General features: G+C 63.9%; 17 protein-coding genes. 9 read left to right on the top strand and 8 right to left on the bottom strand.

Annotated features, from left to right (window positions below; all coding sequences use genetic code 11):
• The first annotated feature begins 192 nt into the window (after positions 1-192).
• From AAFG16_RS38485 to ybaK, 3 genes are all read left to right on the top strand, one after another.
• Positions 193-1902 (top strand): NADH-ubiquinone oxidoreductase-F iron-sulfur binding region domain-containing protein, encoded by a 1710-nt coding sequence (locus tag AAFG16_RS38485; protein ID WP_342733793.1) that lies wholly within the window; start codon positions 193-195, stop codon positions 1900-1902.
• Positions 1899-4667: a formate dehydrogenase subunit alpha gene (gene fdhF, locus AAFG16_RS38480; RefSeq protein WP_283081504.1), complete on the top strand. Its 2769-nt coding sequence runs from the start codon at positions 1899-1901 to the stop codon at positions 4665-4667. The genes AAFG16_RS38485 and fdhF overlap by 4 nt, the downstream gene beginning before the upstream one ends.
• A 275-nt stretch (positions 4668-4942) precedes the next feature.
• Complete coding sequence (ybaK, locus tag AAFG16_RS38475; protein WP_342733790.1) at positions 4943-5416, top strand: Cys-tRNA(Pro) deacylase; 474 nt, start codon at positions 4943-4945, stop codon at positions 5414-5416.
• 194 nt (positions 5417-5610) lie between these two features.
• On the opposite strand, the gene AAFG16_RS38470 is transcribed toward ybaK, so the two are convergent.
• The gene (locus AAFG16_RS38470; RefSeq protein WP_342733788.1) at positions 5611-8397 is read right to left on the bottom strand and encodes a non-ribosomal peptide synthetase; all 2787 of its coding nucleotides are present in this window, start codon (positions 8395-8397) and stop codon (positions 5611-5613) included.
• Positions 8398-8584: 187 nt separating this feature from the next.
• Entirely contained in the window at positions 8585-9268 is a 684-nt protein-coding gene (locus AAFG16_RS38465) for a GntR family transcriptional regulator (protein ID WP_342733786.1), read from the bottom strand.
• A gap of 159 nt (positions 9269-9427) precedes the next feature.
• On the opposite strand from AAFG16_RS38465, the gene tcuA reads away from it, so the two are divergent.
• The 5 genes from tcuA to AAFG16_RS38440 all read left to right on the top strand — a co-directional run bounded on the left by tcuA (position 9428) and on the right by AAFG16_RS38440 (position 13813).
• Positions 9428-10819 carry an FAD-dependent tricarballylate dehydrogenase TcuA gene (tcuA, locus tag AAFG16_RS38460; RefSeq protein ID WP_342733784.1) on the top strand — a complete coding sequence of 464 codons (1392 nt, stop codon included), beginning with the start codon at positions 9428-9430 and terminating at the stop codon, positions 10817-10819.
• 40 nt (positions 10820-10859) lie between these two features.
• A complete protein-coding gene (locus AAFG16_RS38455; RefSeq protein ID WP_342733782.1) occupies positions 10860-11888 on the top strand; it encodes an esterase in 1029 nt (342 codons plus the stop codon).
• Positions 11889-11892: 4 nt separating this feature from the next.
• The gene (tcuB, locus tag AAFG16_RS38450) at positions 11893-12999 is read left to right on the top strand and encodes a tricarballylate utilization 4Fe-4S protein TcuB (protein WP_342733780.1); all 1107 of its coding nucleotides are present in this window, start codon (positions 11893-11895) and stop codon (positions 12997-12999) included.
• Positions 13000-13071: 72 nt separating this feature from the next.
• Positions 13072-13230: a DUF5993 family protein gene (locus AAFG16_RS38445; protein ID WP_342733777.1), complete on the top strand. Its 159-nt coding sequence runs from the start codon at positions 13072-13074 to the stop codon at positions 13228-13230.
• 10 nt (positions 13231-13240) lie between these two features.
• On the top strand, positions 13241-13813 hold the full coding sequence (locus AAFG16_RS38440) for a disulfide bond formation protein B (RefSeq protein WP_342733775.1): 573 nt from the start codon (positions 13241-13243) through the stop codon (positions 13811-13813).
• A gap of 43 nt (positions 13814-13856) precedes the next feature.
• Here the strand turns inward: AAFG16_RS38440 and AAFG16_RS38435 are convergent, their stop codons facing one another.
• The gene (locus tag AAFG16_RS38435) at positions 13857-17261 is read right to left on the bottom strand and encodes an acyl-[ACP]--phospholipid O-acyltransferase (RefSeq protein WP_342733773.1); all 3405 of its coding nucleotides are present in this window, start codon (positions 17259-17261) and stop codon (positions 13857-13859) included.
• Positions 17262-17611: 350 nt separating this feature from the next.
• On the bottom strand, positions 17612-17878 hold the full coding sequence (locus tag AAFG16_RS38430) for a hypothetical protein (protein ID WP_342733771.1): 267 nt from the start codon (positions 17876-17878) through the stop codon (positions 17612-17614).
• A 51-nt stretch (positions 17879-17929) separates the two neighbouring features.
• Here AAFG16_RS38430 and AAFG16_RS38425 point away from each other — a divergent pair, with 51 nt between their 5' ends.
• The gene (locus AAFG16_RS38425; protein ID WP_342741035.1) at positions 17930-18550 is read left to right on the top strand and encodes a TetR/AcrR family transcriptional regulator; all 621 of its coding nucleotides are present in this window, start codon (positions 17930-17932) and stop codon (positions 18548-18550) included.
• Positions 18551-18556: 6 nt separating this feature from the next.
• Here the strand turns inward: AAFG16_RS38425 and AAFG16_RS38420 are convergent, their stop codons facing one another.
• The 4 genes from AAFG16_RS38420 to AAFG16_RS38405 all read right to left on the bottom strand — a co-directional run bounded on the left by AAFG16_RS38420 (position 18557) and on the right by AAFG16_RS38405 (position 23865).
• Entirely contained in the window at positions 18557-19864 is a 1308-nt protein-coding gene (locus AAFG16_RS38420) for a GGDEF domain-containing protein (protein WP_342733769.1), read from the bottom strand.
• A 252-nt stretch (positions 19865-20116) separates the two neighbouring features.
• Positions 20117-21421 carry a nicotinate phosphoribosyltransferase gene (pncB, locus tag AAFG16_RS38415; protein WP_283081494.1) on the bottom strand — a complete coding sequence of 435 codons (1305 nt, stop codon included), beginning with the start codon at positions 21419-21421 and terminating at the stop codon, positions 20117-20119.
• 107 nt (positions 21422-21528) lie between these two features.
• Positions 21529-22743, bottom strand: coding sequence for an Lpg1974 family pore-forming outer membrane protein (locus tag AAFG16_RS38410; RefSeq protein ID WP_342733767.1), 1215 nt, complete (start codon positions 22741-22743; stop codon positions 21529-21531).
• A 153-nt stretch (positions 22744-22896) separates the two neighbouring features.
• A complete protein-coding gene (locus AAFG16_RS38405) occupies positions 22897-23865 on the bottom strand; it encodes a LysR family transcriptional regulator (protein WP_342733765.1) in 969 nt (322 codons plus the stop codon).
• Positions 23866-23884 lie beyond the last annotated feature (19 nt).

Genomic DNA, 23884 nt, shown 5'->3' with positions numbered 1-23884 from the left:
TAAATGACTATAGAGACGTTCTAAATTTACTTGGCACCTGGTATACCAGAGGCTAGAGTTGCCTGGAATGAGGCCTGATCCGCGGGACGCGGGGCGACGCGGTTCCCGTGGGTCGGTCTGGAAAAAAGGGCGGATCGTGATGGCGATTCCCGCCTGAGGTCATCGCGCTTTTGAGGAGAACGCGACGTTTCCATGAGCAGCAACGACGACGTTCACAAGGTCAGGGAATTCGAGCATCCGGGCGAGGGGCGCCGACGCGCCAAGGCCACGCCCAAGGGCCGGCAGGTCGATCCGACCGCCGCGCACGAGATCGAGCAGCTTCTCGGCGGTCGCCCGCGGCGGCGCGATCTCCTGATCGAATATCTCCACCTGATCCAGGACAAATATCACCAGATCTCGGCCGCGCATCTTGCTGCGCTCGCCGATGAGATGAAGCTCGCCTTCGCCGAAGTGTTCGAGACCGCGACCTTCTACGCGCATTTCGACGTGGTGAAGGAAGGCGAGCCGAACGTTCCGCCGCTGACGATCCGTGTCTGCGACTCGCTGACCTGCGCGATGCTCGGCGGCGAAAAGTTGCTCGCGGATTTGCAAGATGCCTCGGGTCCCGGCATCCGCGTCGTGCGCGCGCCCTGCGTCGGCCGCTGCGATACCGCGCCGGCGGCTGAGGTCGGCCACAACTTCGTCGATCAAGCGACCGTCGCCAATGTGATGGCGGCCGCGAAGGCCGATGACACCCACGCGCATTTGCCTGATTATATCGGCTATGACGCCTATGTCGCCGGCGGCGGCTACAAGCTGCTCAATCGCGTGCGCTCCGGCGAATTGTCGAAGGACGATCTGCTGAATGCGCTCGACGATGCCTCGCTGCGCGGCCTCGGCGGCGCCGGCTTCCCCACCGGGCGCAAATGGCGCGCGGTGCTGGGTGAGCCCGGTCCGCGGCTGATGGCGATCAACGGCGACGAGGGCGAGCCCGGCACGTTCAAGGACCGCTATTATCTCGAAACCGATCCGCACCGCTTCATCGAGGGCATGCTGATCGGCGCGCATGTGGTGCAGGCGTCCGACGTCTACATCTATCTGCGCGACGAATATCCGGCCTCGCGCGAGATTTTGGAGCGCGAGATCGCAAAGCTTCCGCCGGGCGGTCCGACGCTGCACATGCGCCGCGGCGCCGGTGCCTACATCTGCGGCGAGGAATCCTCGCTGCTGGAAAGCATCGAAGGCAAGCGCGGCCTGCCCAGGCACAAGCCGCCCTATCCGTTCCAGGTCGGCCTGTTCGGCCTGCCGACGCTGATCAACAATATCGAGACGCTGTGGTGGGTACGCGACATCGTCCAGAAGGGTGCCGACTGGTGGAAGGGCCATGGCCGCCATGAGCGGCACGGCCTGCGCAGCTTCTCGGTCTCGGGCCGCGTGAAAAATCCCGGCATGAAGCTCGCGCCCGCGGGCATCACCGTGCGCGAGCTGATCGACGAATATTGCGGCGGCATGGCCGACGGCCATCAGTTCTATGCGTACCTGCCGGGCGGCGCCTCCGGCGGCATCCTGCCGGCGTCGATGGACGACATTCCGCTCGATTTCGGCACGCTGGAAAAATACGGCTGCTTCATCGGCTCGGCCGCGATCGTGATCCTGTCGCAGAAGGACAGCGTGCGCGCGGCAGCATTGAACCTGATGAAGTTCTTCGAGGACGAGAGCTGCGGCCAGTGCACGCCATGCCGCGTCGGAACCCAGAAGGCGGCGCTGCTGATGCAGAAGCCGGTCTGGAACCGTGCTCTGCTGGAAGAATTGAGCCAGGCGATGCGCGATGCCTCGATCTGCGGGCTCGGACAGGCGGCATCGAATCCGCTCAGCTCCGTGATCAAGTATTTCCCTGACGAGTTCAAGGAAGCGGCCGAATGACGAAAATTACGTTCGAGCTCGACGGCAAGCAGGTCGAGGCCAAGCCCGGCGAGACCATCTGGCAGGTCGCAAAACGCCAGGGCCGCGACATCCCGCATCTCTGCTATTCGCCGGCGCCCGACTATCGCCCCGACGGCAATTGCCGCGCCTGCATGGTCGAGATCGAGGGCGAGCGCGTGCTGGCTGCGTCGTGCAAGCGCACGCCGTCGGTCGGCATGAAGGTGAAGACCGAATCCGCGCGCGCAACGGCTGCGCAGAAGATGGTGATGGAGCTGCTGGTCGCCGACCAGCCGGCGCGCGAGACCAGCCACGATCCGGATTCGAAGTTCTGGCACTGGGCCGAGACCACGGGCGTTACCGAAAGCCGCTTCCCCGCGGCCGAGCGCTGGGAGACCGACGCCAGCCATCCGGCGATGCGCGTCAATCTCGATGCCTGCATTCAGTGCGGCCTGTGCGTGCGCGCCTGCCGCGAGGTCCAGGTCAACGACGTCATCGGCATGGCTTATCGTAATCACGATTCCAAAATCGTGTTCGACTTCGACGATCCCATGGGCGAGTCCACCTGCGTCGCCTGCGGCGAATGCGTGCAGGCCTGCCCGACCGGCGCGCTGATGCCGGCCGTGATGCTGGACGACAAGCAGACCCGCGTCACCTACGCCGACCGGAAGGTGGATTCGCTCTGCCCGTTCTGCGGCGTCGGCTGTCAGGTCACCTATGAGGTCAAGGACGAGAAGGTGATCTATGCGGAAGGGCGCGATGGCCCGGCCAATCACAACCGTCTTTGTGTGAAGGGCCGCTTCGGCTTCGACTACATCCACCATCCGCATCGCCTGACCAAGCCGCTGGTGCGGCTGCCGAATGCGAAGAAGGATTCCAACGACCAGGTCGATCCCGCCAATCCCTTCACGCATTTCCGCGAGGCGAGCTGGGAAGAGGCGCTCGACATCGCCGCCAAGGGCCTCGTCAAGATCCGCGACGAGAAGGGCGTGAAGGCGCTGGCCGGGTTCGGCTCGGCCAAGGGCTCGAACGAAGAGGCCTATCTGTTCCAGAAGCTGGTGCGCACCGGCTTTGGCTCGAACAATGTCGACCATTGCACGCGTCTGTGCCACGCCTCGTCGGTGGCGGCGCTGTTCGAGGGCCTGAGCTCCGGCGCGGTGTCGGCGCCGTTCTCGGCGGCGATGGATGCCGAGGTGATCTGGGTGATCGGCGCCAACCCGACCGTGAACCATCCGGTCGCCGCGACCTTCATCAAGAACGCCGTCAAGCAGAACGGCGCAAAGCTGTTCGTGATGGATCCGCGCCGGCAGACGCTGTCGCGCCATGCGACCAAGCATCTGCAGTTCAAGCCCGGCTCCGACGTTGCCATGCTGAACGCGATGATCAACACGATCATCACCGAGGGCCTGACCGACGACCAGTACATCGCCGGCTACACCGAGGGGTTCGAGGACCTCAAGGAGAAGATCAAGGAGTTCACGCCGGAGAAGATGGAGCCGATCTGCGGCATCCCGGCGCAGACGCTGCGCGAGGCCGCGCGCACCTATGCGCGGGCAAAATCGTCGATCATCTTCTGGGGCATGGGCATCAGCCAGCACGTTCATGGTACCGACAATGCGCGCTGCCTGATTGCGCTCGCGCTGATCACCGGTCAGGTCGGCCGTCCCGGCACCGGCCTGCATCCGCTGCGCGGCCAGAACAACGTGCAAGGAGCGTCCGACGCGGGCCTGATCCCGATGTTCCTGCCGGACTATCAGCCGGTCGGCCGCGACGACATGCGCGGCGCGTTCGAGAAGCTGTGGGGCCAGGATCTCGATCCTGTCCGCGGCCTGACCGTGGTCGAGATCATGAACGCGATCCACGCCGGCGAGATCACGGGCATGTATATCGAGGGCGAGAACCCCGCGATGTCCGATCCCGATCTCCAGCACGCGCGACAGGCGCTCGCGATGCTCGATCATCTCGTGGTGCAGGATCTCTTCGTCACCGAGACTGCGTTCCACGCCGACGTCATCCTGCCGGCCTCGGCCTTCGCCGAGAAGGAGGGCTCCTTCACCAACACCGATCGCCGCGTGCAGCTCGCGCGTCAGGTGATCAAGCCGCCGGGCGACGCGCGGCAGGATCTCTGGATCATCCAGGAGATCGGCAAGCGGATGGGCCTGCCGTGGAATTATTCGGGCGCCGGTGACGTCTATACCGAGATGGCGGAGCTGATGCCGTCGCTCAAGAACATCAGCTGGGAACGGCTGGTGCGCGAAGGGGCCGTCACCTATCCGGCCGACGATCCGAACAAGCCCGGCAACGAGATCATCTTCACCACGGGCTTCCCGACCGCGAGCGGCCGCGGCAAGATCGTGCCGGCCAAGGTCATCCCGCCGGATGAATTGCCCGACGCCGAATATCCGATGGTGCTCTCGACAGGCCGCGTGCTGGAGCACTGGCACACCGGCTCGATGACGCGCCGTGCCCAGGTGCTCGATCAGATCGAGCCGGAGGCAGTGGCGTTCATGTCGCCAAAGGACATGCGCAGGAAGAAGCTCGCGCCGGGCGATTTCATTCGCCTGGAGACCCGCCGCGGTGCCGTCGAGGTCAAGGTCCGCTCCGACCGCGACGTGCCGGAGAACATGGTGTTCATGCCGTTCTGCTATGCCGAAGCGGCGGCGAACCTCTTGACCAACCCGGCGCTCGATCCGTTCGGCAAGATCCCGGAGTTCAAATTCTGTGCGGCAAGGGCCGAGCGCGCCGAGATGCGCGACGCGGCGGAGTAGGGTTTCTCTCGGCGGAGTTCATAGCGCGCCAAACTCCGCTGTCATGCCCCGCGTAGGCGGGGCATCCAGTACGCCGCGGCCCATCGATTGAGCGATAACCGGCTCGGAGTACTGGATCGCCCGGTCAAGCCGGGCGATGACACCGAGGGTGTGGCGCTTATCTGCGCCCACACCGTCATTGCGAGCGAAGCGAAGCAATCCAGACAGTCGCGGCGGCGGCATCCTGGCTTGCTTCGTCGCTTCGTTCCTCGCAATGACGGTGGTAAATGTGACCCATGTCCAAGGTCACCCCCGCCACCCGCGGGCTCACAGCTGCCGGCGTCGCCTTCACCGTCCACAGCTACGACTACGATCCCGACGCCGAGAGCATCGGGCTGCAGGCCGCGGCCGCGCTCGGGGAGGACCCCGCGCGCGTGTTGAAGACGCTGTTGGCGCTGGTGGACGGCAAGCCGGTCTGCGTGATCGTTCCATCCGACCAGGAAGTCTCGATGAAGAAGCTCGCCGCCGCCATGGGCGGCAAGTCGGCGCAGATGATGAAGCCGCCGGAGGCCGAGCGCGTCACCGGCTACAAGGTTGGCGGCATCAGCCCGTTCGGGCAGCGCAAGCAGGTTGGCACCGTGATCGAGCAGAGTGCGCTCGCGCACGATCTGGTCTATCTCAATGGCGGCCAGCGCGGATTGCAGGTGCGGCTCAAGCCGACCGATGTACGGGATGTCGCGAAAGCGGTCGTCGCGGATGTGCTTGCGTGAAGGCGATTGATCGGGAGCGTAAGGTGACCGCAGCCGCTATGGCTGCGTGGTCATCCTTCTCTCTCTCTCTCTCTCTCTCTCTCTCTCTCTGATGTCGGTTCCGCCGCTCGCTGTGCAGGCTCATTCCTCATTTTGAACGATCTTCTGATTTGGAAGAACAGATCATGTCGGGCGCAGCTCGCCCGCGTCGTCATTCAACTGAGTTGATTCGCATGACAAGCATCGCCAGTTGCTTTCACACGAACGCTTCTGCCGGTCACTGGTTTTCCGTAGGTTGCGATTAGAGCTCGCTCGATCAGTGGCTGATTGATTGACAGATGTGGTTCAACGACGAGGTCCAGGTGTCCACCATTGACGGGAATAACGTCGAGTCGCTCGACGAGACGATCCCAGCCCATGCGCGCAGAGACATGGGCGCGTCTGCAGGAGAATAGCGTGGCGGTTATCGGCAGTTGCTGATGGGCTTGCCCGACCCACCTCCGGAACGCGCGCATACGCAGAACTTCCTCCGCCTCGAGCTTGAGCATGAAGTGGGTGGCTGGAGCGAACGACCATTGTTTGAATTCGAGTGCGCGCATCAGCAGTTGCTCTCTACCCACGCGCACAAATGCCTTGGAAATGGAACGGCAGATCATCCTGTAGATGGTAACTCGGTGAGTCCGGATACGCTGCAAAGTCCTGCTGAGCCCCTCCACGTAGCCGCTTCGTTCATTTCCCACATTCGTGTCCAATACCCCGAAAAATCTTACTTTCCTGCCCTCGGCTATCAGTTGGCGCGCTATCTCGAAAGCAACTCCGCCTCCCAGCGAATAGCTCAAAAGTCTCACGTCGCCACTGGGTTGGATGCGATGGATCTGGTCCATGGCGGCCGCCGCCATGTCTGTGACCTCTGATTGTCCAGCCATGGCAGTGCTCAGAGCCGGATATCGGAGGGTGGTGACTTGAGCCACATCGTCCAATGTGGCTCCGAAGGCGGTCAAGCTTGGACCGAAGCCGATTGAACCTGGCACCAGAAACAACGGTGGCTTGGTCGGGTGGTCACAATCAACATCCGCGTCCTGGCTGAGTGCGTCGGCCGCCGCAGCAGCCATCCTGGCTACGTCGGCGTCTAAGGTAAATGCTCCGAGGTCGAGCTGCGTGCCAATCAGGTCTTCCAATTCCATGACAAGCCGGAGAAGCTGCAAGGAATCTCCTCCCGCTTCATCCCACGAGCCCACCGCGCTCCGCGTACCAAGCACCCGTTTCCAGACCTGCTCGACTGCCGATCGTGCATGATGCAGTTCATCGGGGGAACGCGATACGGGCTCTATGAGAGCTGCATCGCGAGCGCGGAGGGTGACCACGTCGATCTTGCCGCTCCCAAGCCGGGGGATGTCCGCGACCTCGTGCAGTCGCTTCGGGTGAAGCGATCCTGGAACAGTCTTACGGATGACTTCCCAAATGGCGCCCGGGAATGGAATGCCGGAGTTGGGTTCGAGGACGACAAAGGTCACCAATTCGTTCGCAGCCGTGACGACAACGACCGCGTCGGCAACGTGTGGAATTTGACGGACCGCAACCTCGAGTTCCGCCGGCTCGATACGTTTTCCATTGATCTTGATCTGCCGGTCTTTGCGGCCGACAACGTGCATGACTTCTCGATCATCGAAAAAGACGAGATCACCTGTCGCATGTATCCGACGCGTCGGGTCCTTGGGATCGCTGCGAGCCGGAATTAATGCGCCCTTTTCCCATCGCCCAAGCGTTACGAAGCGGCTGGATATCATGAGCTCACCGCACTCACCCTGCGGGACAGATGCTCCGTTGTCGTCGACCACGGCAAAAGAAATTCCGGGCAGCAGATATCCGACCGGAGTCGTGACAGTCCCTTCGGCAAACTGCGTTGGAACGAAACACTGAGAGCCGGTCGTCTCCGTTGAAGAGTAGCCAATCTGAACGTAGGCGCGCGGCATCGCCCGACGAAAAAACTCGATGTCGGCCGTCAAGATCTTCTCGCCGCCAATTCGGAGGATTCGCACCGACTGAAAGTCGTTGTACTTTCCCGCAGAGATCATGGTGCGCAGTAGCGTGGGAACGGAATAGATGACCGTGGCACGTTGCGATCCAATCGCGCGCAGCGTCCCGTGGAGCCCGGCGGCTTCAAGATCCGCAACGTAGAGCCTTGCACCGATCAGCAGCGACGTCAGCATTTCCCTGCAGCCTGCAATCGTGGTGGGGCCGCTCAACGGGAAGAACACATCCTCGTGGCTCAGATGGGAGGCGTTCACATACTGCAATACGCGTTGGAGAAGACTGCGTTGGCTGTTCACGATGCCTTTCGGACGCCCAGTGCTTCCGGAGGTGTATAGGATGAGAGCCGGGTCGTCGACCGAGACTGAAAGCGATGGCGCGGCGCCATGTCCCTGATCCGTCAAGCTCGCGATATTGATCCAGCGCAGGTGTGCAAGGTCTGCGAAGCTCGGCGGCGCATCCGGCATGCAGCCGATCACGACGGTGAGGCCTGCGTCGGTTGAAATGTCCACGTTCCGGCTGACTGGATCGCGGCAGTTGAGGGGAAGGCAAGGTCGATTTGCCGCCATGCATGCAAGCATTGCAACAGGTTGCCAGACGCAGTTCGGCATCAGCAGGCCCACCGCTTGTCCAGCAGGAACAAGCTCAGAGAGTAGATTGGCTAACTTGACCACTGCGGCATGAAGTTGCGCAAACGTGAGTTGGTGCGTTCCGTCGTCAACGCAGATCTTTTGAGGATGGCATTCAACGATGCGGGCCAAATGTTCGATCGCTGGCGTGTCGGGAAAATCGTGCGGCAGCGCCTTGAAGGGGGTGTTTGGGCCGCCATCATCCAGGGGGCGTTCCGGTACTGCCTTCCACTCGATGCCGTCGGCAACGCTCTCGACGAAAGGGCGGACAACACCAGCGGCAGAGCCTTCTGAAGCCTTCAACGGCACCTCAGCATGAAACTTCGAACTCCGCGTCGTCACGCAGTGACTCCATGTCAAGACCGCTTGATGTCGCACGTGACAGGATAGCGCGCTCTATCGCGGGAAAATCATTCGAATGCAGTACGACAAAAGGCATGGTTCCGGTACCAAGGTATGGAAACGGGCCTCAAGCGAGCGCCCGGGGCGACGCGGATGCGCATCCGTGCGGGGGGCGAGACGACAGCGCCTACTGCTTCTGCAACAGCTTCAACCGGCAGCGCAGCGCTTCGCGGATGTGCGCGCGGGCGAGCTGCTCGGCCTTGTCGCCGTCGCGCGCGGCGATGGCCTCGATGATGGCCTGGTGCTCGCCGTGGCTGGTCGAGGGGCGGCCCGATACGGTGAAGGTCGTTGGGCCGAGCAGAGCGATCCAGTCCTGTAATTCCCGCGAGGCGTTGTCGAGATAGCGGTTGCGCGCGGCGCGGCAGATCGCTTCGTGGAAGCCGCGGTTGAGCTTCGCCATCTCGGCGGCGTCGGTCGCGGACGCCTCGACAAAAGCCTGCTCGATATCCCTGAGTGCATCGACCTCGGGCGCCGAGGCGTGCGCGGCGGCAAGACGCGCGGCGGCGCCTTCCATGATCTCGCGCATGGCGTAGAGCTCCAGCACTTCCGAGATGTCGAGGTTGCGCACGATCAGCCCGCGGCCGCCGGCGGGCTCGACGAAGCCGCGCGCCGCGAGCCGTCCCAAGGCCTCGCGCACCGGTGTGCGGCTGACCTTGAGCCGCTGGGCGACCTCTTCCTCGCGCAGCCGATCGCCGGCGCGATAGTTGCCGGCCTGCAGTGCCTCGCACAGCGAGCGGAACACGGCTTCACCGAGCGCCACGCCGCTGCCGCGTCCGATTGATCCGCCTGTCTTTGCCGGGCGTCTGGCCATGCATCCTCGTCGGCCGCCAAGCGCATCCTGCCCATGCGGAGATGTCGCTTGCGCTGCTTCTGTATATCTTTGTATACAAAGGTACGCAATGGCCGGCGCGATTGATCCGCGCCGGCCGGCGGCAGAATGTCTCCAACTTCGTCGCACCGGACAGACGGCATGAGCAGCAGATACGACGTGCTGGTGATCGGCGGCGGCAACGCGGCACTGTGCGCGGCGATTTCGGCGCGCCGCGGCGGCGCCTCGGTGCTCGTGCTCGAAGGCGCGCCAAAATTCTATCGCGGCGGCAACACACGCCACACCCGCAACATGCGCTGCGCCCATGACGCGGCGACCGAAATCCTGACCGGCCCCTACACCGAGGAGGAGTTCTGGGAGGATCTGCTGCGCGTCACCGGCGGGCAGACCGACGAGGAGCTCGCCCGTCACATGATCCGGGAGTCCAAGGACATCCTAAACTGGATCGTGGAGCAGGGCGTGCGCTGGCAGCCCTCGCTCGGCGGCACGCTGAGCCTCGGCCGCACCAATTCCTTCTTTCTCGGCGGCGGTCGCGCGATGCTCAACGCGCTGTATCTGACTGCCGAGCGTCTCGGCGTCGACGTCGAATACGATGCCGAGGTCACCGACCTCGTGATCGAGGACGGCATGTTCCTCGCCGCGCGCCTCAAGCGGTCGGTCAAGGGCGAGACCGAGATCCGCGCGACGGCGCTGGTCGCCGCGGCCGGCGGGTTCGAGGCCAACATCGACTGGCTGAAGCAATATTGGGGCGAGGCCGCCGACAATTTCCTGATCCGCGGCACGCCCTATAACCGCGGCTCGATCCTGAAGATGCTGCTCGACAAAGGCGTGCAGGAGGTCGGCGATCCCACGCAGTGTCATGCGGTCGCGATCGACGCCCGTGCACCGAAATTCGACGGCGGCATCATCACCAGGCATGACTCGGTCGTATTCGGCATCGTCGTCAACAAGCACGCGCAGCGCTTCTACGACGAGGGCGAGGACATCTGGCCGAAGCGCTACGCGATCTGGGGCCGGCTGGTCGCGGCGCAGCCCGACCAGATCGCCTACATCATCTTCGATTCGACCGTCGTCACCAGCTTCATGCCGACGCTGTTCCCGCCGATCGCGGGGCAGACCATTGCCGAGCTCGCAGGCAAGCTCGAGCTCGATCCAGCCGCGCTGGAAAAGACCATCAGCGAGTTCAACGCCGCGGTGCGGCCCGGCACGTTCGATCACACCATTCTCGATGACTGCGTGACCGATGGCATCACGCCACCCAAGACGCACTGGGCGCGCAGAATCGAAACGCCGCCTTATCTCGCCTATCCGGTGCGGCCCGGCATCACCTTCACCTATCTCGGCACGCGTGTGAACAAGGAGGCGCGAATGTTGATGGCTGACGGCAAGCAGTCCGCCAATATGTTCGCGGCGGGCGAGATCATGGCCGGCAACGTGCTCGGCAAGGGCTATGCGGCCGGCATGGGCATGACCATCGGCAGCGTGTTCGGACGCATCGCAGGACGGGAAGCGGCGCGCCACGCCAAGAACTAGGACAAAGAACTAGGACAAAGAAAAGCTAAAGGGAGCAACCATGTCACGCCTTGCCATTGCTTCGATCGCGGCGCTGCTCACGATCGGCCAAGCCCGCGCCGCCGAGCCGATCACCTTGCGCGACATGGGCTCGTTCCATGTCGGCGGGCGTCTGGTCGAAATCTCCGGCAAGCCGGTGAGGGAGGTTGTGTTTGCGCCTGGCGGCGTGCCGGCCAAGGTCGATCCTAACGGCACCTACCAGGTCGAGCAGATGTATGTGCAATATTTCCTGCCGGCCAACGAGAAGGGCGCCTATCCGCTGCTGATGTGGCACGGCGGCGGACTGACCGGCGTCACCTACGAGACCACGCCCGATGGACGCGAAGGCTGGCTGAACTATTTCCTGCGCAAGGGATGGGCGGTCTACAATTCCGATGCGGTGGAGCGTGGGCGCGCAGGTTGGGCGCAATACCCCGACATCTTCAAGGGCGAGCCGGTCTTCCTCACCACGGCCAATCCGTTCGAGCGCTTCCGCATCGGCGATGGGCCGAACTCCTACGATCCCGACCCCGCCAAGCGGAAGGTGCTGCCGGGAAACCAGTTTCCGGTCGAGGGCTACGAGAACTTCGTCAAGCAGAATGTGCCGCGCTGGACCACGACGGATGATGCGACCATCGCGGCCTATATCGCCGAGATCGACCGCGTCGGTCCCTCGGTGCTCCTGTTCCATAGCCAGGCCGGCACCTTCGGTTTCAAGGTTGCGCAAGCTCGGCCCGACAAGGTCAAGGCGCTGATTGCGATCGAGCCGGCCGGCATTGGCGATCTCGCCAAGGCGGATGTGCTGAAGAACGTCCCGACCCTCATCATCTATGGCGACTATATCGAGCGCGATTCGCGTTGGCCAAAAATCCGCGCCAACGGCATCGCCTTTGCGGACGCCATCAAGGCGGCCGGCGGCAGCGTCGACATCGTCGATCTGCCGCAGGCTGGCATCAAGGGCAATTCGCACATGGTGATGATGGACAAGAACAACCTCGAGGTCGCGGGCCTGATCCAGAAATGGCTCGAGGCGAAGGGCTTGACGAAGTAACGCCATGCACGGAACCAGAATTTTGGACGAGGCCGACCGTCTGATGACGGTCTGCAATTCCTGCCGCTACTGCGAAGGTCTTTGCGCGGTGTTTCCGGCGATGGAGATGCGCCGCGCTTTCTCCGACGGCGACCTCAACTACCTCGCCAATCTCTGCCATTCCTGCGGCGCCTGCTACGTCGATTGCCAGTTCTCGCCGCCGCACGAGTTCAACGTCAACGTCCCGAAAACGCTCGCTGTTGCGCGCGCCGAATCCTATGCGGCCTATGCCTGGCCGCAGGCGCTCTCCGGCGCCTTCGCGCGCAATGGCCTCGTCATCAGCATCATTGCCGCGCTCAGCATGGCGGCCTTCATTCTCGGCTTCGCGGCGCTCAACGACCGCAGCGTGTTGTTCGGCGTCCACACCGGTCCCGGCGCCTTCTATAGACTGATGCCGCATAGCGCGATGGCCGCGCTGTTCAGCGTCGCCTTCCTCTACGCGATCCTGGCCCTCGTCATGAGCGTGCGCGCGTTCTGGCGTGATATCGGCACGCCGATCGGCGGCCGCGCCGACGGTGGCTCGATCTTCCAGGCGATCCGTGATGCCGGCGAGCTGCGCTATCTCCATGGCGGCGGCGTCGGTTGCTACAACGAGGACGACAAGCCGACCGATAAGCGCAAGCTGTATCACCATCTGACGTTCTACGGCTTCCTGCTGTGCTTTGCCGCGACCTCGATCGCCACGCTGTACCACTATCTGCTCGGCCGCGAGGCGCCGTATCCTCTGTGGGATCTGCCCGTGGTGCTCGGCACGCTCGGGGGCATCGGCCTCATTGTCGGTCCGATCGGCCTGTTCACGGCCAAGATGCGGCGCGATCCGGCATTGCTCGACGAGAACCGCTACGGCATGGATGTCGGCTTCATCGCCATGCTGTTCCTGACCGGCCTCACCGGCATGCTGCTTCTCGTCCTGCGCGAGACCGCCGCCATGGGGCCGCTGCTGGCGCTGCATCTCGGCACGGTGTTCGCGCTGTTCGTCACCATGCCCTATGGCAAGTTCGTGCACGGCATCTATCGCTTCGTGGCGTTGGTGCGCTATGCGCAGGAGCGGCGCAGCGAAGCCGGCTCTTGAGGGGCGTTCGGCGCTGACGTATCTCTTGAGCCGGTTCGCGCGATGCGCGAATCGCCTGGGGAGCCCACGCTCATGTACATGTTTCTGCCCTTTCTGCTGGCGCTCGCAGGCTGCGCGTCGGTCTGGCGTTCGCGCGTGGGACTGAGCTATGCGCTCTGGAGCGCAACCATCGTCGTTACCGTCGCATGGTTCTTCCACCACGCGACCGATCCGCTGAAATTCTCGTTCTGACGGGGTCGAGATGGGCACGACAGAGATAAGCGAGCAACGACCGGTCGGCGTGATCCTGAATATGCTGGGGCTGCTCGGGATCTCGTCGGTCCTGACGGTTGCATTCTTCTATCAACTGGCGCTCGGGGAGTTGCCCTGTCCGCTCTGCCTGCTGCAACGGGCCGGGTTCATCGCGATCGGCATGGGATTTCTGTTCAACATGCGTCTCGGCGAGCGTCCGTCGCACTATGCGATGATCCTCGTTGCGAGCCTCGTCACCGGCTTCATTTCGATGCGGCAGGTGTCGCTGCATCTCGCGCCCGGCGATCCCGGCTACGGTTCGGCGCTGCTGGGCTTGCATTTCTATACCTGGGCGCTGATCGCGGCGGTCGGAATCGTCTGCTATGTCGCGCTTGTGTTCGTCCTGAAGGATGTGGCCGGCGAGCGGGATGGCGCCGGGAGCGCGCCCATCAACGAGCCGGCATCGAACGTGGTATTCGCAATCTTCGCCCTGTTGGTCGCCGCAAATCTCCTGTCGACCGTGCTGGAGTGCGGTGCAGGGCAGTGCGACGATAACCCGGTTCGCTATCTTCTGCTCAAGTGAAGGATCGTCGCACCGGCCATCCGCCGGTGCGACGACCTGAGCCTTACGCAACCTCGCGCTCCGGCGCGGAGGCCTGCTCGCGGGCCATGTTGGTTGCAGTGACATAGTCGGTCTTGCCGGTGCCGAGCAGCGGCACCTTGTCGACCACCATGATTGTCGCGGGAACGGTCAGCTCGGACGCGCCGATCGTCTTGGCCTGGGCCTGCATCGCGCTGCGCTCGGCGTTCTTCTCCGTCGTCAGCAATACGATACGCTCGCCCTTGCGCTGGTCGGGGATCGACACGGCGACCGAGGCTGCCTGCGGCCACAGCGCCGTCGCGATGGCTTCGACCGCCGATAGCGAGACCATCTCGCCTGCGATCTTGGCAAAGCGCTTGGCGCGGCCCTTGATGGTGATGAAGCCGGCGGAGTCGATCGACACGATGTCGCCGGTGTCGTGCCAGCCTTCGGGAAGCTTTTCGAGCACGCCGGGATTTTCGGCTCGCAAGTAACCCAGCATCACGTTCGGTCCGCGCACCGAGAGACGTCCGCCTTCCTCGATGCCGGGGACCGGATCGAGCCTGCTTTCCATCAGCGGCGAGAGGCGGCCGACGGTGCCGGGGCGGTTGGCCATCGGCGTATTCATCGCCAGCACCGGCGCCGTCTCGGTGACGCCATAGCCTTCGAGGATACGGATGCCGTAGCGCTCCATGAACACCTGGCGCGTGCGGTCCTTGACCGCCTCGGCGCCGGCGATCACGAGGCGCAGGGTGCGGAAGTCGTAGGCGTGCGCCGAGCGCGCATAGCCGGTGAGGAACGTGTCGGTGCCGAACAGGATCGTCGCGCCGGTCTGGTAGATCAGTTCGGGCACGATGCGGTAGTGCAGCGGCGAGGGGTACATGTAGATCGGAATGCCCGCGAGCAGCGGCATCATCATTCCCCCAGTGAGCCCAAAGGAATGGAACACCGGCAGCACGTTGAACACCTTGTCATTGGCGTTGGCATCGACGCGCGCCAGCGCCTGCGCCGCGTTGGCGAGGATGTTGCGATGGGACAGCACCACGCCCTTGGGCGTGCCTTCCGAACCCGACGTGAACAACACGACGGCCGGATCGTTCGCCTGACGGGCGACGCGCGGCGCGGTGCCGGCGAGCAGGCCCTTGATCTTGTCGGCCGTGCCAATCGAGGCGCGGACGTCCTCGAGATAGACCACGCGCGCTTCCGCGGAGATCGCGGCCATCAGCTTGTCGAGCTTGCCCTTCTCGATGAAGGCTTTCGAGGTCAGCACGGTCTTGACCTGCGCGGCCTTCATCGCGGCGAGGACGTTGACCGGGCCGGCCGAGAAATTGAGCATCGCCGGGACGCGGCCGATGCTCTGCAAGCCCATGAAGACGACGGCAACGCCCGCCGAATTCGGCAGCAGCACGCCGACATTCTCGCCGGCCACCGTGCCGGTCTCGAGCTTGCGGCTCAGCACCTGCGCGCCGAGGATCAGCTTGCGATAGGTCAGCTTGGTGCCGAGCGCGTCCTCGATGATGACCTTGCCGGTGTCGCGGTCGCGATAGGCGTGGCCGAGCGCCTCGAACAGGGTGTGGTCGAGCATGGCGTTCTTGACTAGGGCATCGATCATCACGTCCTGGAGCGCGGCGCCCGCGGCGTTGCGGCGCGCCTTGCCCTTCAGCGTTTCGTCAATCGGGAGCTTGACCGGCGGCAGGATCGTGACCGTCACGCGCGGGAACCATGAGCGCTTGATCTGGCTGCCGTTGAGGTAGCTGAGATGGGAGCGCTGCGCGCCTTCGATGCGAACCGGCACGACCACGGCATCGGCCTTGTCGGCGATCATCGCGGTGCCGTCATAGACCTTCATCAGCGAGCCGGAGACGGTGATGCGTCCCTCCGGGAAGATCACCACCGGCTCGCCGGTGGCGACCAGCTTGATCAGGTCACGTGCGGCGAGCGGCTTGGTCGGGTCCATTGTGTAGTGCTTGACCACGCGCAGGAAGGGCTTCGCCCACCAGGCCTTGGAGATGCCGGTATCGACCGCGAAGCTCGCGTCGATCGGCAGCACGGCGTGCAGCAGCGGGCCGTCGATCAGGCTGACATGGTTCGGCGCGATCAGCATGCGCGTGCCGGGAGGCGGCAGGTTCTCGAGCCCGCGAACCTCGGTGCGGAACAGCGCGCGGAACAAGAGCCCGCCGAAATCGCGAACGCCTTCCTTGCCCCACTTGGTCAGCACGAACCACACCGCGCCGAAGCTGGCGACGCCGAGGCCGAAGAAGATCCAGCCGACATGCAATCCGGCAGCCTGCAGCAGCGCGACGAACAGCGAGCCGACCACCATGAAGGCGGCCTGCAGCACATTGCCGGCGGCAATGATGCGGGCGCGCTCGTTTGGTGCCGACCAGGCCTGCACCGCCGCGAAGGAGGGAACGACGAACAGGCCGCCGCCGAACGCGAAGGCGACGAAGTCGGCGAGCATGCGCAGGCCGGCGAACGAGGTCGCGAAGCCGGCCGCGGTGATGTCCTGACCCTTGGTGGTCACGGCGATGGCCCAGGCGAGGTCGAGGCCGGCGCAGCCCATGATGATGGCGCCGATCGGCACCAGCGCAAGATTCGGGCGAACGTGGCTGAGACTGGCCGCGAACAGCGAGCCGATGGCGATGCCGATCGCGAAGATCGCAAGGCACAGCGTCACCACGCCCTCGGTGCCGCCGACGACCTCCTTGATCAGGGCCGGCAGCAGCGACAGCACGATGGCGCCCACCAGCCAGAACCAGGAGACGATCACAGTGCCGTCCCACAGCCGGTGGTCGGCGTGCAACGTCCTCAGCAGGCTCAGCGTCGAGGTCCAGGGATTGGCGTTGACGGGCAGATCGGGGGCAGACGGCGTGGTCGCGGGAATGCGCGAGGCGAAGGCCCAGGACAACAGGGCCAGCACGACCACGGCCGATGCGACCCAGCCCATATGCGCGGAGCCCGCCACGAACTGGCCGCCGGCGACGGTGCCGAGCAGGATGGCCATGAAGGTCGCGCCTTCGACCAGCGCGTTGCCGGTCGCGAGCTCGCCGAGCTCGAGCTGGTCCGGCAGCATGGAATATTTCACGGGGCCGAACAGGGCGGCGATGATGCCGAACAGCGCCAGCGCTGCAAACAGCAGCGGCACCGAGTGCAGGAAGAAGCCGGCGGCGGCAAAGGCCGCGGCGAAGATCTCGGCGAATTTGAGCCGCCTTGCGACGACGGATTTGACGTATTTGTCGGCGAGCTGGCCGCCGAGCCCGGACAGGATGAAATAGGGGAAGATGAAGACGGCGCCTGCCACTGTCACCAGGGCATCGCCGTGGCCGGTCGCGGCACTGTAAAGCAGGATGATGACGAGTGCGTTCTTGAGCACGTTGTCATTGAGCGCCGAGAAGAACTGCGCCCAGAACAGCGGCGCAAAGCGGCGTGACGACATCAAATCCCTGATCATGACGAGTCCTGTTTTGAAAAAGGCAGCCTGCGGTTGTTACGCTGTTGGTGAGACGTCACGACCAGAAGGGTATGCGACGAAACATTGCAGTGTGACGACGGTCACCGCCTGCTCTGTCCCCCCGGTCCTCCGATCCTGTTGGTCTCCAAGTGATCTCGTTAGGTTCGCAAATATCTGGTCACGGCCGCACTTCGGGGGGAAGGGCCGCACCTGTCGGGGATATCGCGCCGGACGGCGAGGAAAAGTGAACCGCATCGCCGAGGATTGCGGGATGGGCTGCGAATGTCGGGACATGGTGAGTCCTTTGTTGCAACTGGCCCTTGCATTCTAGCCGCTCCGAACCCGTCGCCTCAGGTGAGATGGGCGAGATGGCGAAAGGGCGAGAAGCGGCGGAGCAGGCTAAACCGGCGGCCTTCGTGGCGGGCGCGGGTGCGACTGGCCTGCCACATCCGGAAGGTCGCGCGCCGTTCGGCGAGCACGCCGGCAATGTCGCAGGCATTGGCGATGCGATCGATCGGGGCCATGGCGAACCGCAGCAGGACGCGGCCAAGGCCGGTCACGAGAGCGGCGGCGTCATCGACGAAGGTCGAGGCGATATCAACAGCGAGGGTTTGCATTTTGCAGGTCTCCGGGTTAAATTGAACAATGTTCACGTGAGTAGCTTTAAAATGAACAATGTTCAAGAAGAATCGCTGCGGGGTCAGAAAAAAAATCGGCGACGGCTCCAGATCCTGGAGATCGCCCGCACCATTATTGCTACTAAAGGCTTGAGATCGTTGAAGGTTCGGGACGTCGCGGAGGCTGCCGGCTGCTCGGTCGGCAGCGTCTATAACGAGTTCGGCGACTTCGACGGGGTGATCCTGACTGTCAACCGGGAGACCGTCCAGGCGCTGACCCTGCAGCTGCGCGGGGTTCCGGCCGAGGATCCCGTTCGCCAGCTCTATGGGCTGGCCGAAACCTATCTCGACTTCTTCGCCGCGCACGCCAATCTGCTGCGCTCGCTGTTCGAGCACCGGATGGAGGACGACCGGCCATATCCGGACGACATCCTTCAGATGGTGATGGATGCCTTCGCGCTGATGCATCCGCCCCTGGTGCGGGTGCTACCGGATGCGGACGACGTGAAGATCGCGCTGCTCTCGCGCACGCTGTTTTCGGCCGTGCATGGCATCATCTCGCTCGGCCTCGAGGAGCGCATGGTGGCCGTGCCATCGCAGATGCTGCGCCAGCAGGTCGAGCAGTTCCTGGACACGCATCTGGCCGGCCTTGGGATCCCCAGCCCGCGGTGAGCCGCGTCAGGCGCGGACAGCCTCGCGCCGCCGGCCGGCGACGAGGACGACGTCCGCTCCCTCGGTGTCGACCTGGACCCGGTTGCGTCCCTTTTCCTTGGCGCGATAGCAGGCGGCGTCCGCGCGCCGCATCGCGTCTTCGAGCGTGGTGTCGCGATCCGCAATGCAGGTGACGCCGACGCTCGCCGTCACTGCAAAGCAACGATCGTCCCAGGCGAAGCTGAACGATTCGAGTGACCGGCGCAGCCGTTCGGCGATGTCCACGGCGCTCGAGGGCGAGCACTGCGGCAGGATCAGACCAAATTCGTCACCGCCGAGCCGGGCCACCAGATCATGCGGTCGCCGGTTCTGTTGCAGCAGCCGCGAAACCTGGCAGAGCAGGCGGTCGCCGGCGAGATGGCCGCAGCTGTCGTTGACGCTCTTGAACTGGTCGAGGTCGAGCAGGATCAATGCCAGCGGACCCGCCGCGATGTTGTCCAGCTCGCTTTGCAGGCGCGCCTCGAAGGCGCGGCGGTTGGAAAGGCCGGTCAACCAGTCGTGCGAAGCCTGAAAGGCGAGGCGCTCCTTCTCGGCATGCAAGGCGTCCTCGAATGCCTGTCGTTGCAGCACCAGTCGCCGCGTGTGCCAGACCAGGAGCACGATCAGCATCGCCGCAGTGACGATGTTGATGCAGGTCAGCGTCACCTTGATGGCGCGGGAGCCTTCGCCGAGGACGGTGGAGAAGCGGTTGGCATGCACCGTGAATTGGGCGTTGAGGTCCGAGAGCCGCGACGACAGGAATTGCAGGCGGTCCTTGTCCTGAACAGGGCCGTTCTCCAGTTCGGACCGGATCACCTCGCCGAACACGCTCAGCTCCAGCAGCATGGGGTCGGTGGCAGCCCACTCGCGGATCGCTTCCTGGAGGAAGCTGACGCCATTGAAATAGCGAAACAGCCAGATCAATCCCGGGACGTCGTCGGGATGGTTGCCGCCTTGCAGGAAGCCGATGCGGGCGGCCTCGACGTCGACCGGACGGCTCTCGAGCGCCCAGCGCGCGAACTCGTCGCCGATGGGAACGGCGAGCGAGGCCTGATAATGTGCGAACTGGCTGGCCTTGCCCGAATGCAGATAGAGATTGAGGAAGTAGACGGCGTTCTTCTGCGAGCGCGACCACAGCGCTTCGCCCGCGACATAGGCGCGGACCGAGGACATCACTTCGAGACTGAATCCCGCGATCGCCGCCTGGAGCACGACGACCATCACGAAAGGCGAGACGAGCTTGATGACGCGAAGGAAATTGTTTCCCTTCGTCGACGACGCTGTTCTGCGAAACACCCTGCGTTCCCCAAATCGATCAACGACCCCAGCGGAGCGTTGCGCCTGCAACGCAAAGTAGAGGTGATGGTTGCTTAACTCGACCTGAAAGCGACAGGGGACTGCGTTGCAGGGTGAAGGCGCTGTGAAGTGGATGGGCGCAGATCGCTTCAAATGCCGGAAGACCGGAACTGGCGCTGCTTCGGCGAGCCGATGCCTCGCATTCGTCGTGCGCGGTTTACCGGATCGAGAGAGTCTGGTCCGGTGCTGGATCTAGACCAGCACCGGCTTGCGCACGCGGCCGGCGTCGCCGAAGACGCGCAGGTACCGCTCGATCTCGGAGGGCATTCCGGTCGCCTTCTCCGGATTATCGGAGAGCTTGACGGCCGGATGGCCGTCGACCGACGACACCTTGCAGACCAGCGAGATCGGATCGAGGTTGAACGAGCCATCCGGCGTGCAGCCGACGAAGTCGTTGGTGAGATTGGTGCCCCAGCCGAATGACAGCCGCACGCGGCCCGAGAAGTGGTGATAGGTCTCCTCGATCGAGCCGACGTCCATGGCGTCGGAGAATACGAGCAGCTTATCCCTGGGGTTGCGTCCCTTCTTCTCCCACCATTTGATGATCTCTTCGCCGGCCTGGATCGGCGGCGCGCTGTCGGGACGGAAGCCGGTCCAGTCGGCGACCCATTCCGGCGCATCGCGCAGGAATGCTTTCGTTCCGAAAGCGTCCGGCAGCGCGATTAGCAGATTGCCGCCATAGGTCTGGCGCCACTGGTCGAGAATGCGATAGGGCGCCCAGCGCAATTCCTCGTCGTCCTTGGCGAGCGCGGCTGCAACCATCGGCAGTTCGTGCGCATTGGTGCCGATGGCTTCGAGATCGTTGTCCATCGCGAGCAGCACGTTGGAGGTACCGATGAAGGACGAGCCCAGGCCTTCCTTCACCGCCTCGACGCACCAGCGCTGCCACAGGAAGCCGTGGCGGCGCCGGGTGCCGAAGTCCGACAGCCGCAAATTCTCCAGCTTGCGCAACCGCTCCACCTTGGTCCACAGCTTGGCCTTGGCGCGGGCATAGAGCACGTCGAGCTCGAAACGGCCGCGGCCCTTCATTGCCGAACGCGAGCGCAATTCGTTGAGGATGGCGAGCGCCGGAATCTCCCACATCGTGGTGTGGGTCCAGGGTCCGTGGAAATGCAGCTCGTATTGGCCCTCGACCTTGCGCAGCTCGTATTCGGGAAGACGGAATTCGGCGAGCCAGCGGATGAAATCCGCCGAGAACATGTGGGTCTTGCCGTAGAAGGTGTTACCGGCGAGCCAGATCAGCTCCTTCTTGGTGAAGCGGATGGTGCGGGCATGGTCGAGCTGGGCACGCAGCTCGCCCTCGTCGATGATTTCTGCAAGCCGCACATGGCGCGATCGGTTGATGACCGAGAAAGTCACCTGCTGACTCGGGTAATCTTCCCGAATCATCTGTAACATCAAGAGTTTATAGAAGTCGGTATCCAGCAGGCTGCGGATGATGGGATCCAGCCGCCAGCTGTGATTGTAGGTTCGGCTCGCAATATCGGTCACTGTCATGGCCGAATTCTAGCGTGGCCGCCCGCGCGCAACCAGTGGGTTTGGCGAGGGGCTGGGCGTCGCCCGTGACCAGTCCCGAACGTGGCCGCGTGCGATCCGGCCTACCCCTACATGGCGTCGAACTGTCCGGTCAGCGTGACGCGCGGGCCATGCGTGTAGCGGTCCGGTGTGAAGCCGGAATTGGCGGAGCCGTCCTGGTTGAAGACGTTGACGAAGGCATCGAGCCGGTAGCCTGCGCCCAGCTTCAGGTTCTGCGTCAGCCAATAGGACACGCCGACCTGGATGTCGGCGCTCAGCACGCCGGCAAAGAGCCGGTCGCTGCCCGTGGCGATCTGATCGATGACGGTGGGAGGCGGGCTACTAACAAACAAGCTCCTCACAGTGTTCTGCGACTGCTGCCGACCCAACAGCAAGGCGACGTCGCCGCTATAGTCGAACGACCATTTGCCCGCGAATGGGACCGAGCCTTCCAGACCGATGAGTGGTCCAGCGCCCAGGAAGCTCGCGCGCCTATCGTCGAAATTCGATTGCGTGACGGAAATGCCGCGGACCGTGCCGGCCTGGACATTGGAGTCCGAGCTCCGGGCGGTGAATTCGGCAATGCGAAGACCTGCCTTGAGCTGAAGTGCATCTGGGCCGCGCCCGGCAATGTCGTGCCCGATCGCAAGATCGGCAAGCCAGTGAGTTTCCTTGTAACCGGCCCCGAAGGTTTGCGTTCCCGCTAGCACGCCACCGCCGAAATCGATCGTTCGCGTCCCGTTGGTCTCGCCGCCTTCGCCGTAACGGAATTGGCCGTTGACGTGCCAGGGAGATCCGGCGAAGCGATGGTCGAATCCGACGGCCGCTTCCCAGCCGATTTTGGGCGTCAGATCGAAGACACCGGTGACATTGTTGCCGCTGTAGGTGCTGAACACGGGATCCCCGCCGCTCCAGATCGCGCCGCCTTCGATCCAGGCCCTGAACTGTGCCGGACCGGCCAGCGGCGGCGCCTTGACCGGGAAGTCCGTGGCATAGGACTGCAACGGATTCCTGGCCTGTCGCGAAGCCGCCGATACGGCCAGGAACGTGCCGTTCTCTTGCTGCGGTCGGGCGGAGGTTTGGACTGCTTCGACCGCGGCGTGCGTGCCTCGTGATTTCAGCCGGTTGTTCTCTCCGAGCAGCCGCTGGTTCTCGCGCAAGGCAGCATTTTCCTTGCGGATGGCGGCGTTCTGGCGTTCCAGTTGTTCGAGGCGCGCATTGACGTCTTCGAGTTCGCCGGCCGCGGCGCCGGTTGCCGTCACCGCTGCGGTTGCGCCGAGCATGAGCGCAAGAATTTTCTTCATTGATTCACCTCGTCCTGCCAGTGGCGCGACCGTGGCGGGCAATCACGGATCGCGCATCAACCGTTCGGTTGAACTCGGCCGGCTGTCGTGCCTGGCGCGACATTTCCGGGCCGGGGTGTGGCCAATCGGCCGCAGCCGGTGCCGACTCCTGGATCAGCCGCCGGCTGCCGTCGTTGCGACAATCTCGAGCTGATTCCTGACCCAGCGATGGGCCGGGTCTTTCTGGTAGCGCTGGTGCCAGACCATGAACATCGGCAGCTCGGCGAGCGTTCGCGTGCGCGAGGCAAGCGGTATCCGTGTTTGCGCGAAACCGTGCATCACGCCAGAAGCGAGCAGGCTCGGCATGCTCGCCAGCATCTGCGAGCCGCGCAGGAAGGACGGCACGCCGGAGAAGCTCGGCACGGAGATCGCGATGTCGCGGTGGAATCCGCTTGCGGCCAGCCGGCGGTCGAAGTCTAGCCGCTCATTGTCGGTATAGACCACCGTGATGTGGCGCGCCGCCAGATAGGCGCCGCGGCCCGACGGCGCAGTGCGCGCCTTTGGATCGTAGTAGCAGACGTAGTGATCGCTCAGCAGGCGTTTCTGCACGATGTCGACGCCCGACGGCGGCAGCGGCGTGATCAGGAGATCGCAGCGGTTTTCGCGCAGCATGGCGGGCGAGGGCGATTGTGACGGGATCACGCGCAGGTTCAGGCTTCGCACTTGTGCCGCAACATGATCGAAGAAGCGCGGCAGCAGCAGGTCGCGCTGGAAATCGTTGGCGGCGATCGTCAACGAGAGCTGTGCGGTGGCCGCGGTGAAGCTGACGCCGCCGGCAAAGCTGCGCATCTCGTCGATCAGGGCGCGCGCCTTCGCGGCCAGCGCCTGGGCATGGGCGGTCGCGACAATGCCGCGGCCGGACTTGGCGAACAGCGGATCGCCCGCGATCCGCCGCAGCTTGTTCAGGCTGTGACTGACCGCCGATTGCGTCAGGCCCAGCCGCGTCGCCGCCGCCGTGACCGAGCCTTCCTCCAGCACGGCGAGGAACAGCTCGAGGGCGTGGCCGTCGAGGGCCAAATGATCGATTTCTTTCATGCAATATATTATAATCCATCTATTTATCTTGAGAATAGGCCGGCGCATGGTCTCCCGATAAGCCGCG

Origin of the sequence: Bradyrhizobium sp. B117 (assembly GCF_038969555.1) — a bacterium.
GTDB lineage: Bacteria > Pseudomonadota > Alphaproteobacteria > Rhizobiales > Xanthobacteraceae > Bradyrhizobium.
This window is presented reverse-complemented; position numbering and strand designations above follow the sequence as displayed.

What these genes read in the sequence shown, in the direction of transcription:
- AAFG16_RS38430 (WP_342733771.1), bottom strand. Translation starts at nt 17,878, where the DNA reads ATGCAAACCCTCGCTGTTGATATCGCCTCGACCTTCGTCGATGACGCC.
- ybaK (WP_342733790.1), top strand. Translation starts at nt 4,943, where the DNA reads ATGTCCAAGGTCACCCCCGCCACCCGCGGGCTCACAGCTGCCGGCGTC.
- tcuA (WP_342733784.1), top strand. Translation starts at nt 9,428, where the DNA reads ATGAGCAGCAGATACGACGTGCTGGTGATCGGCGGCGGCAACGCGGCA.
- AAFG16_RS38435 (WP_342733773.1), bottom strand. Translation starts at nt 17,261, where the DNA reads ATGATCAGGGATTTGATGTCGTCACGCCGCTTTGCGCCGCTGTTCTGG.
- AAFG16_RS38425 (WP_342741035.1), top strand. Translation starts at nt 17,930, where the DNA reads ATGAACAATGTTCAAGAAGAATCGCTGCGGGGTCAGAAAAAAAATCGG.
- AAFG16_RS38445 (WP_342733777.1), top strand. Translation starts at nt 13,072, where the DNA reads ATGTACATGTTTCTGCCCTTTCTGCTGGCGCTCGCAGGCTGCGCGTCG.
- AAFG16_RS38455 (WP_342733782.1), top strand. Translation starts at nt 10,860, where the DNA reads ATGTCACGCCTTGCCATTGCTTCGATCGCGGCGCTGCTCACGATCGGC.
- fdhF (WP_283081504.1), top strand. Translation starts at nt 1,899, where the DNA reads ATGACGAAAATTACGTTCGAGCTCGACGGCAAGCAGGTCGAGGCCAAG.
- AAFG16_RS38465 (WP_342733786.1), bottom strand. Translation starts at nt 9,268, where the DNA reads ATGGCCAGACGCCCGGCAAAGACAGGCGGATCAATCGGACGCGGCAGC.
- AAFG16_RS38410 (WP_342733767.1), bottom strand. Translation starts at nt 22,743, where the DNA reads ATGAAGAAAATTCTTGCGCTCATGCTCGGCGCAACCGCAGCGGTGACG.
- AAFG16_RS38405 (WP_342733765.1), bottom strand. Translation starts at nt 23,865, where the DNA reads ATGCGCCGGCCTATTCTCAAGATAAATAGATGGATTATAATATATTGC.
- AAFG16_RS38485 (WP_342733793.1), top strand. Translation starts at nt 193, where the DNA reads ATGAGCAGCAACGACGACGTTCACAAGGTCAGGGAATTCGAGCATCCG.
- tcuB (WP_342733780.1), top strand. Translation starts at nt 11,893, where the DNA reads ATGCACGGAACCAGAATTTTGGACGAGGCCGACCGTCTGATGACGGTC.
- AAFG16_RS38440 (WP_342733775.1), top strand. Translation starts at nt 13,241, where the DNA reads ATGGGCACGACAGAGATAAGCGAGCAACGACCGGTCGGCGTGATCCTG.
- pncB (WP_283081494.1), bottom strand. Translation starts at nt 21,421, where the DNA reads ATGACAGTGACCGATATTGCGAGCCGAACCTACAATCACAGCTGGCGG.